Source organism: Oleiphilus sp. HI0079 (assembly GCF_001635105.1).
The window spans coordinates 26407-36050 of sequence record NZ_LWFT01000806.1; the positions used below are offsets into that span (position 1 = coordinate 26407).

The following is a 9644-nucleotide window of genomic DNA, read 5'->3' on the forward strand; positions in this document are numbered from 1 at the left end:
AACGTACACTGCGTGTTTGGTCACAAAAAACACGCGGTTTAATCAGTATGTCGACGCTGCTATTAAGGCCAAAGTTTTTTACTAAGGTGTGATTTGCCAATCAACGCGGGATGCCCTTCGGCCATTAACGCGTTTTTTTGACTCAAGTAATGCTCTGAGCTTTCTGGGAAGGAGATTTTGCCTTGTGCATTGATTACCCGAAACCAAGGGATGCTTGAATCGCTCGGAAGCTGTTTTAGAATCTGACCAACCAGTCGAGCATTGCCAGAGTACCCCGCCGCCTGCGCAATGTGTCCATATGTACTGAGCCTGCCTTTTGGTATGGCAGCGATTGTTGCGAGAATCGCTTCTGTTCTGGTTGAACTGTTATCCATCATGAAGTCTTGAAAATCTAAGTCTTCGCCCCAATTTAAACCCTAAAGCCAATTAGTAAAAGGTGTGCTTGTGCGCGTTTTGTTTGTTCTTTTTATTGTAATGCCGATTCTCGAGATGCTGATCCTGATAAAAGTGGGCTCTCTAATCGGCGCTTGGTATACCGTAGCTCTAGTTTTATTAACGGCGATCATTGGGGTTAATCTGCTAAAGCATCAAGGTTTAAGCACGTTGATGCGTGCTCAGCGAAAAGCGCAGTATGGCGCGTTACCTGTGTCTGAAATAGGCGAGGGTCTGCTGCTCGCAGTGGCGGGTGCCTTGCTACTTACTCCTGGGTTTGTCACCGATGCGATAGGTTTTGCTTTGTTGAGCCCGGCTATTCGCCGAGAATTAGCAAAAGGGGTGGCAAAACGGATGGTGGTGTCTGGACAGACCGCTTACCAAAGCTACGATGCTGGTCAAGCGGAATATCGAAAAACCCATGTTGAGAGTGAAAATGGCAATGTGGTAATTGATGCAGAGTATGTTGAAGTAAAAGACAAGCGGATAGACCCTTAAAAAAGCAAAAAAATTATTCATGTACCCCTTGAAATGAAGATGCGTGGCCCAACTTATCCCATCACTTAGATACGCACTCCTTGAATTTGAAAGGACTGTGTTTTTATAGAAAAACTCGCAAGAGAACTATTTAACTGGATTGATAACCTGTTAGGAGAATCATTGAGATGAAAATCCGTCCATTACACGATCGTGTTGTTGTACGTCGCAAAGAAGAAGAAACCACCTCCGCTGGAGGAATTGTATTGCCAGGCAGTGCGACTGAAAAGCCTTCACAGGGCGAGGTTGTGGCTGTGGGATCGGGCAAGTTGCTCGACAACGGTGATGTACAAGCAATGGCTGTAAAGGCTGGTGATACCGTAGTTTTTGGTCAATACGCTGGTAACACAGTAAAGATCGATGGCGAAGAGCTATTGATCATGGCCGAGAACGAGATTTACGGCATCATCGAAGCTTAATTCACTTCAAGTTTTCGACTCATTTCGACTCATAAATACGTAAACAGGATTTAGAAATATGACAGCAAAAGATGTGAAGTTTGGCGATGCAGCTCGCCAAGGTATGTTGGCCGGCGTTAATGTTTTGGCTGATGCGGTAAAAGTTACTCTTGGACCGAAAGGTCGTAACGTCGTTCTGGATAAGTCGTTCGGCGCTCCGACAGTAACAAAAGACGGCGTTTCCGTTGCGAAAGAGATCGAGCTTGCTGATAAGTTTGAAAATATGGGCGCGCAGATGGTGAAAGAAGTTGCGTCTCAAACTAATGACGCAGCTGGTGACGGTACTACGACAGCGACAGTGCTAGCTCAAGCCATCGTTAATGAAGGTTTGAAAGCAGTTGCTGCTGGCATGAACCCAATGGATCTCAAGCGCGGCATCGACAAAGGTGTTTCTGTCGCTGTTGAGGCTGTAAAAGGATTCGCTCAGCCATGTAACGATACAAAATCCATTGCGCAGGTAGGTACTATCTCTGCAAACAGCGATAGCTCCGTTGGCAACATCATTGCAGAAGCGATGGAAAAGGTTGGCAAAGAAGGCGTTATCACTGTTGAAGAAGGCAGCGGCTTTGAAGATGAGCTAGACGTAGTTGAAGGGATGCAGTTTGATCGCGGTTACCTATCACCATACTTTATCAATAATCAGGATAATATGAGTGCTGAGCTTGAAAGCCCATTCATCCTTCTGGTCGATAAGAAGATCTCAAACATTCGTGAGCTGCTTCCTGTGCTAGAGAATGTTGCAAAAGCAAGCAAGCCATTGTTGATCATCGCTGAAGATATCGAAGGCGAAGCTCTTGCAACATTGGTTGTAAACAATATGCGCGGCATTGTTAAAGTGGCGGCTGTTAAGGCGCCTGGTTTTGGAGATCGTCGTAAAGAAATGCTTCAGGATATCGCTATATTGACTGGCGCAACGGTTATTTCTGAAGAAGTTGGTTTATCTCTTGAGAATGCAACGCTGGAAGATCTTGGCACGGCGAAACGCGTTAATATTAGCAAAGAGAACACAACGGTCATTGATGGCGCTGGACAGGCTGCTGATATCGAAGGTCGTGTTGCTCAAATTCGCAAGCAAATCGAAGAGAGTTCTTCTGATTACGATCGAGAGAAACTTCAAGAACGTGTAGCCAAATTAGCGGGTGGTGTTGCAGTCATCAAAGTAGGTGCTGGTTCAGAAGTAGAAATGAAAGAGAAGAAGGCACGCGTTGAAGATGCGTTGCACTCTACTCGCGCTGCAGTTGAAGAAGGCGTGGTTCCTGGTGGCGGTGTTGCTATGGTTCGTGCCCTTCAGGCAATTGCTGATTTGGAAGGCGAAAACGAAGATCAGAACGTCGGCATTAACTTGCTTAAGCGCGCGATGGAGGCACCTCTTCGTCAGATCGTTGCGAATGCGGGTGGCGAAGGTTCTGTCGTGAGTGACAAAATTAAGCAAGGCGAAGGTAGCTTTGGCTACAATGCCGCGACGGGTGAATACGGCGACATGATCGAGATGGGTATTCTCGATCCAGCAAAAGTAACTCGTACAGCGCTTCAAGCTGCTGGCTCGGTTGCGGGTCTAATGATCACTACGGAATGTATGGTGACAGAAGTTGTGGAGGACAACCCAGCGCCTGCGATGCCTGATATGGGCGGAATGGGCGGAATGGGCGGTATGATGTAACTGTCTCGATGCTTGCGCTGATTTAGCGTAATTCATAATAGGGCCCCGGCGATTGCTGGGGCTTTTTTTTGCGTGTGATTTAAGGAACTTTTAATGTATCGGCTTAAAATGCGCTAATGTTGGTGGTATTCGTGGTTCAAATAGTCTGTAATGACTGGTCTTCGAACTTGCGTTTTGAATGTTGCCACCAATAGAGTTTCTACCAGAATAATAACCCAGTGATTAAAAAGTTTCTTCTTATCATATTAGTTTTTGTCAGTGCTTTCGCTGTGGCTCTTATTGCGACATTACCGGCGAGTCTTGCGTGGAAGTATGCTATTGCTCCTGTCACAAAGGTGCAGTCGTTGGGTGTTATTACAAAAGCGTTCGATGGCACGATTTGGGATGGAAGGGCGCATATCGCATTTAGACATCTAGAGGGTGTGTTCTCTTGGGAGCTTGAATTATCGGATATGTGGAGTGGTTCTCTGCCCGTGAACGTACAATTGGAGTCAACGGCGGGCGCGCTCGATGCTGTTTTGGGGGTGGGATTTTCTGCTCAGCGCTTAGAGGTTGAGTCGATGCGCCTCGAGTTGAGCAAGCTAAACCCATTCTTGCGTACTAAACGAGTAAAGCTTGATGGAGAACTCTTCGCTAAAGGGCTTGCGTTGGATCTTGAAAGTCAGACAGTGGACCGCCTAGTTGGCCGTTTCAGTTGGGATGGAGGGGCGATTAGCTACCCCGCAGGGAGGGAGATTCACGATCGGATTATGCCTGCGTTTAGTGGCGCCATTCGAACAGAAAGTGATGGTACGATCTATTTGGGTATCCGTGACCAGGACGCAAGCTTCGATACGATGCGCGGTTCTTGGCAAGTAGGTGGCGATGCCTTGTGGGAAGTGACAAGACGAGTGCTGGATATTGCTCAAGAACCTTGGTCAGCTAATTCGAGTGAAACGGATGTTGTTTTCAAGATTAAAAAGCCACTTTCGCGTCAATTGGGCGCAGGGTGAGTAGCCTGTGATGAGTGCAGATCAGACATCGAAGTGGGCAAGTCGAATCACCTTTATTGGTGCTCTGGCGTTGGCGGTCTATCTTGCCGCTTTATGTGCAAGGCTGGTGTGGTTCGTTCTGGACGAAAAACAGCAGGCAATACCAACACGCTTTTCGGCTTCAAACTCCGATAACTCTGATGGTCAACGCAGAGTAACAAGGGCAATCGATCGTTATCATTTGTTTGGAGAGGCTGGTCAGGTTGCAGTTCAATCAGAGAAACCGAAAGAGGCGCCCAAGACCAAGTTGCGTCTCATTCTGAAAGGCGTTTTTACGGGTGATGAGGGCGGAAAATCTGGCGCAATTATTGAAGAGATTGGTAAGTCTGCGGAATATTATGGTATCGGCGACTCTTTACCGGGCGGTGTAAAGCTGGCCGAAGTTTACCCTGACCGGGTGTTGCTTGACCGGAATGGGGCCTACGAGGCGCTCTACTTTGATGAGAGCGCTCAGACAGGAGTGATCTCTGAGGTTGTAAGGCCTAAGCGCGAAACATCGAGAGATATTCGTACGCCAGAAGACTTTATCGAAGAGGCGACAAATCGACTTTCTGAGAATCCAGAGAGAGCGCTTAACTCGGTTGGCCTGGGTTTTGCGGAGGAAGGCGGGTATGTGTTTAAAGGTAACAATCCGATGCTTGCAGGTATGAACTTACAGAAAGGGGACGTGATTCGCTCTGTGAATGGTCATACCTTGGGCGATATTGAGCAAGACAAAGAAATGATGAGCACGATATACCAACAAGGCTCGATAGAGGTTGAGGTAGTGCGAGATGGGGCCAGTTTTTTCGTTAATTATCCGTTAAACTGAGTGACTGATAATCAAAATACTAAATGACGAGTTATTAACCGTGAATAAGTTCAAACAACTAAGCATGCGAGCGCTTCTAATATCCTTGTTGTTTTCTTTCGCAGCGTTTAGCACTGCTGAAGAGCAGACTTGGCAGGTAAACCTTAAAGACGCCGATATCAGAGCTTTTGTTACACAGGTGGCAGATATTACTGGTTATAGCTTTGTCATTGATCCTCGCGTTAAAGGTAAGGTCACGGTCGTCTCCAATACGCCAATGGACAAAGATGCTGTTTATGAGATGTTCCTTTCCGTTTTGGGAGTACATGGCTTTGCAGCAATCCCAGGTACGGGTGTGATCAAGATCGTTCAGCAGAATGATGCGAAGCAAGAGGCTGATAACCCAAAGTTGCTGAAGCGCGTTCCAAATGAGCAGATTGTAACGCGTGTGATTCAGGTAAATAACGCGAATGCGCTTGAACTCGTACCAATTCTTCGACCAATGGTCGCAAAGTATGGGCATTTAGCAGGTGTCGCGGCAGCCAACGCTCTAATCATTAGTGATCACGTATCTAATATAAAGCGCATCAGCAAAATTATTAATGAGTTGGATAGTCCATCGAAATACGAGCTTGAAGTTATTCAGCTTCAGGAGGCGTGGGTGGGCGATATGGTTAAACTGCTTGAGGAGCTGGCCCCGAGTGAGCTTGGTCAGTCCGCTCAAAGCAAAGGCGCTAACAAGTTTTCTGTCGTAGCTGATCAGCGTAGTAATCGATTGATTCTTCGAGGTGATGAGCCATTTCGAGAGAAAATGCGCAGTCTTATTTCCAAGCTTGATCAGCCGTCTTCAACCGGTGGCAAAACGAAAGTGGTTAGGTTGAAGCATGCCGATGCAGAAGAGATTGCTGAGCTTCTTAGTGGATTGATGGGCGACATAGTGAGTGAGGAAGCTGCAGAGAAAGGACAGGCTGCGCCCAAGGTTGATGCAAGTGTATATGCAGACGAAGGCCTGAATGCATTAGTGATACGTGCCGAGCCTTCCTTGTTGCAAGAGCTTGAGGGTGTGATTGAGGAGTTGGATGTTCGCAGAGCTCAGGTTCTGATTGAGGCTGCGATTGTTGAGATTCAGGATAATACAGACAATAAACTGGGTATTCAGTGGGCGTTGTACGATGAAGGCGCATCTATTCCAGGTGCCTTTACCAACTTCAACGAGATTGGTTTGAGTGCGGCCAACCTGCTTGGTGCCTTAATTGATAAAGATAACGATCCCAATGGTGATTTGGATCCAAGTCTTTTGGGTTCGCCGACCACGGGTTTGACGCTTGGCGTGGGTGATACCAACAGTAATGGGGTCAGTTGGGGAGCATTGGTTCAGGCCTTAGAGGGTGATGCCGGTGCGAACGTACTATCAACGCCTAAAGTGATCACAATGGATAACCAAGAATCATCGATTATTGTTGGTGAGAACATTCCGATTATTACCGGTCAGTCGAGTTCTGGCGGCGCAGGCACTTCAGATCCGTTTACAACGATTGAGCGCGAAGATGTTGGTGTAAAACTGATCGTGACGCCAAGTATTAGTGAGGGTGACTTGGTTCGTCTTGAAATTGAGCAGGAGATCTCTGGTGTTTCTCCTTCAACGGCTGGAGCCGATATTATTACGACAAAGCGTCAAATCAAAACTAATGTTCTTGCGGATGATGGTGAAACGATTGTTTTAGGTGGTTTGATTCGTGATGATGTTCGAATGAGCGAAAGTAAGGTGCCGCTACTAGGAGATATCCCTTGGTTGGGCGCGTTGTTTCGTAGCTCTTCGGAAGTCGTGACAAAACAAAATCTATTGGTGTTTTTGAGGCCTACGATTCTGAGGGATAAAGCGGCGACGCGAGCTGTTACCAACGATAAGTTTGATCAGTTGTGGCAGCTAAACCTAGACTTGAAGGCAGCTCAGGGTGAGGATCAGGAAGAGTTGGATAAGCTTGAAAAACCGCCTGTCGAGACCTTGTATAACGGTATGAAGGTGCGTTAGCTCTCTTGCGATTGAGAGGGGGCCTATTTTATAGAGATGGTTGAGCAAAAAAAACCAGAGCAAGGCTCTGGTTTTTTTTGGGTACAATTCTTGGCTAAATTAGCCTAGGTTCGCAGCAACGAAATCCCAGTTAACCAACGCCCAGAATGCGTCCAAGTATGTAGGACGAGCGTTACGATAATCGATGTAGTAGGCGTGCTCCCAAAGATCAACGGTCAGTAGCGCTGTTTGACCATCCGTCATTGGCGTGCCGGCGTTTGACGTGTTAACGATCTCTAGTTTTCCGTCGGCATTTTTTACCAACCACGTCCAGCTTGAGCCGAAGTTGTTGACAGCGCGATCATTGAATGCCGCTTTGAATTCTGCGAAAGATCCAAATGCTGCGTTAATCGCGTCTGCCACTACGCCCGTAGGTTCGCCGCCACCGTTCGGGCTTAGGCAGTTCCAGTAAAATGTGTGGTTCCAAATCTGCGCAGAGTTGTTGAAAACAGGGCCAGAAGAAGTCTTGATGATCTCTTCAAGAGACTTACCTTCAAACTCTGTACCTGGGATCATGCCATTAAGCTTGTCGACATACGTTTTGTGATGTTTGCCGTGGTGAAATTCAAGCGTCTCTTGTGAAATGTGAGGCGCAAGCGCGTCGATTGCATATGGAAGTTCTGGTAGTTCGATAGCCATTAGGCGTCTCCAATGTTGTGTTGGTTATTCTGGGTGTTCAATTTTTGAGACTTGGGATGTTATCACCAAGTCTTTTGCGCATCTATGTTGTAAATGTTGCGGTTGCGACAGTTCAGATACGCAGATGGTCGCGCTTTGTATTACATTGAGGCGTTTATACGCTTTTCAACTGTCTAAATTCAGGATAAGGCTCAAGGTGCTGGACGATATTCTGTACGCGCCAGCGGAGCTCTTCATAGCTTGGTGCGCTCACGTTTATGTGCCCCAGCTTTCTTCCCGGCCGCTCTTCTTTTCCATAGAGGTGAACTTGTGCATAGGGAAGGCGCAGTACGCTTTCAATGTCGCCCTTGTGCCCAATAAGGTTAATCATACAGCATGGCTGGTTGGCTTCGGTGTCTCCCAGCGGGAGGTCTGCAATTGCGCGCACATGATTTTCGAACTGGCTGCTCATGGCCCCAAGCATGCTCCAATGGCCGGAGTTATGGACACGAGGTGCCATTTCATTTGCAATCAGGCCTGATTCGGTTTCAAAAAGCTCAAGGGTTAGCACGCCCACGTGACCAAGCTCTTCCAATAGCTCTTTGATATAAAGGCTTGCTTCAGCAGTGATGTGTTCTGCAACCTTTGGCGCAGGCGCTGTCGAATAGCGCAAGATGCCATCGTTATGCTGGTTTTCAGCCAATGGGTAAACTTTTAGTTCGCCAGAGGCGCTTCGTATGGCAATGATCGATAGCTCGCGAGAGAAGTGAATAAATTCCTCTGCTATTAAAGTGCGGCCCCCTATCTCGGCCCAAGCTTTAGCTACATCTTCGGTCTCTCGAAGTACAAATTGACCTTTTCCGTCGTAGCCCTCGGTTGTCGTTTTGCATACTAGAGGAAAGCCAAGCTGTTCAGTCGCTGCTTTTAGTTCGCGCTCTGAGTCAACGATGTGGTATTTCGTTGTCGGGATTCGCAACTGGTCAAACAGTTTTTTTTCTTTCGTCCTGTCTTGGCATATCTCGATCGACTTTGATGGGGGGTAAAGAGTATGTTGTTGCTCAATGTGCTGCGTTAATTCAAGTGGAAGATGCTCGAATTCGTAAGTAATGACATCGCAGTCAGCCATGAACTTAATGAGTGCTTCGCTTTTTGTTGGCGAATCAGTTTCAATGTAGGTCGGCTCAAGTCCAACGCTAGGGCTGCCACTTGTATCAAAAAACTGGAACTTCATCTCGAGCGGTAGTCCTGCGAGCGCGAGCATTCGCCCAAGTTGTCCTGCGCCAAGTACGCCGATGGTTTTCATTTTTTAGCCTCTCGGGTCTGCTTGAGAAAGAACGGCTTCGGTTTGTTTTTGGCGAAACGCTTTCAGCTTGCTTCGAACGTTCTCGTCTTGTAATGCAATGATTTGCCCTGCTAAAAGTCCGGCATTTTTTGCTCCAGCGGTACCTATCGCAAGAGTGCCTACTGCAATACCTCCAGGCATTTGAGCAATGGAAAGAAGTGAGTCTAGACCATTGAGTGCCTTGGATTGAACCGGAACACCAAGTACAGGAAGCGACGTTTTAGAAGCAACCATCCCCGGTAAATGCGCTGCGCCCCCAGCGCCAGCAACAATAACCTGAATACCTTTTTCTTCAGCTGTTTCGGCGTATTCAAAAAGAAGATCAGGTGTCCTATGCGCAGAGACAACGCGCGTCTCATAGCCGACACCTAATTCGTCGAGCATAGTTGCTGCATGTTCCATCGTGGGCCAGTCGGAAGTCGAGCCCATGATAATACCAACGGTTACTTGCATCATTTTACTCCTTGATGTGCGGCCGAATGCGGTCTGAGTCAGGAAAGTGGCATATCTTATTCACCCAGTGAATACCATGCAAATGCTATTTAGAAATCTCTGCGTGCAAGTTAGAATCGGGGCTACTGAAATAAATAAAAATATTGAGGAAAAATATGGATGGTCTTCGCCCGGAACGGGACGAGCTTGATCGTTTTCAATCGAGATCAGCACCTTCTAAATCAAAGAAAGCAAAACCGAAAGCTGAGACTG

The 9644-nt window shown here is 47.3% G+C and carries 10 protein-coding genes; 6 read left to right on the forward strand and 4 right to left on the reverse strand.

The features are described 5' to 3' along the window. Window positions 1-62 precede the first annotated feature (62 nt). Entirely contained in the window at window positions 63-377 is a 315-nt protein-coding gene (locus tag A3750_RS15105) for an MGMT family protein (RefSeq protein WP_156492243.1), read from the reverse strand. Between the two features lie 67 nt (window positions 378-444). Here A3750_RS15105 and A3750_RS15110 point away from each other — a divergent pair, with 67 nt between their 5' ends. The 6 genes from A3750_RS15110 (at window position 445) to gspD (ending at window position 6940) form a co-directional block, all read left to right on the forward strand. Beyond that, a complete protein-coding gene (locus tag A3750_RS15110) occupies window positions 445-930 on the forward strand; it encodes an FxsA family protein (protein ID WP_068454148.1) in 486 nt (161 codons plus the stop codon). A 167-nt stretch (window positions 931-1097) separates the two neighbouring features. Continuing rightward, entirely contained in the window at window positions 1098-1388 is a 291-nt protein-coding gene (locus A3750_RS15115; protein WP_068454145.1) for a co-chaperone GroES, read from the forward strand. Between the two features lie 58 nt (window positions 1389-1446). Beyond that, entirely contained in the window at window positions 1447-3087 is a 1641-nt protein-coding gene (gene groL, locus A3750_RS15120) for a chaperonin GroEL (RefSeq protein ID WP_068466151.1), read from the forward strand. A 344-nt stretch (window positions 3088-3431) separates the two neighbouring features. Beyond that, window positions 3432-4079: a type II secretion system protein N gene (gene gspN / locus A3750_RS15125; RefSeq protein ID WP_197475065.1), complete on the forward strand. Its 648-nt coding sequence runs from the start codon at window positions 3432-3434 to the stop codon at window positions 4077-4079. A gap of 10 nt (window positions 4080-4089) precedes the next feature. Continuing rightward, complete coding sequence (locus A3750_RS15130; protein WP_068457700.1) at window positions 4090-4929, forward strand: type II secretion system protein N; 840 nt, start codon at window positions 4090-4092, stop codon at window positions 4927-4929. A gap of 64 nt (window positions 4930-4993) precedes the next feature. After that, complete coding sequence (gspD, locus tag A3750_RS15135) at window positions 4994-6940, forward strand: type II secretion system secretin GspD (RefSeq protein WP_068457701.1); 1947 nt, start codon at window positions 4994-4996, stop codon at window positions 6938-6940. Between the two features lie 99 nt (window positions 6941-7039). On the opposite strand, the gene sodB is transcribed toward gspD, so the two are convergent. From sodB to purE, 3 genes are all read right to left on the reverse strand, one after another. Then, window positions 7040-7618: a superoxide dismutase [Fe] gene (sodB, locus tag A3750_RS15140; protein ID WP_068466150.1), complete on the reverse strand. Its 579-nt coding sequence runs from the start codon at window positions 7616-7618 to the stop codon at window positions 7040-7042. Window positions 7619-7772: 154 nt separating this feature from the next. After that, window positions 7773-8900, reverse strand: coding sequence for a 5-(carboxyamino)imidazole ribonucleotide synthase (locus A3750_RS15145; protein ID WP_068458013.1), 1128 nt, complete (start codon window positions 8898-8900; stop codon window positions 7773-7775). Between the two features lie 3 nt (window positions 8901-8903). Continuing rightward, window positions 8904-9392: a 5-(carboxyamino)imidazole ribonucleotide mutase gene (gene purE, locus A3750_RS15150; RefSeq protein WP_068458011.1), complete on the reverse strand. Its 489-nt coding sequence runs from the start codon at window positions 9390-9392 to the stop codon at window positions 8904-8906. Between the last annotated feature and the right edge of the window lie 252 nt (window positions 9393-9644).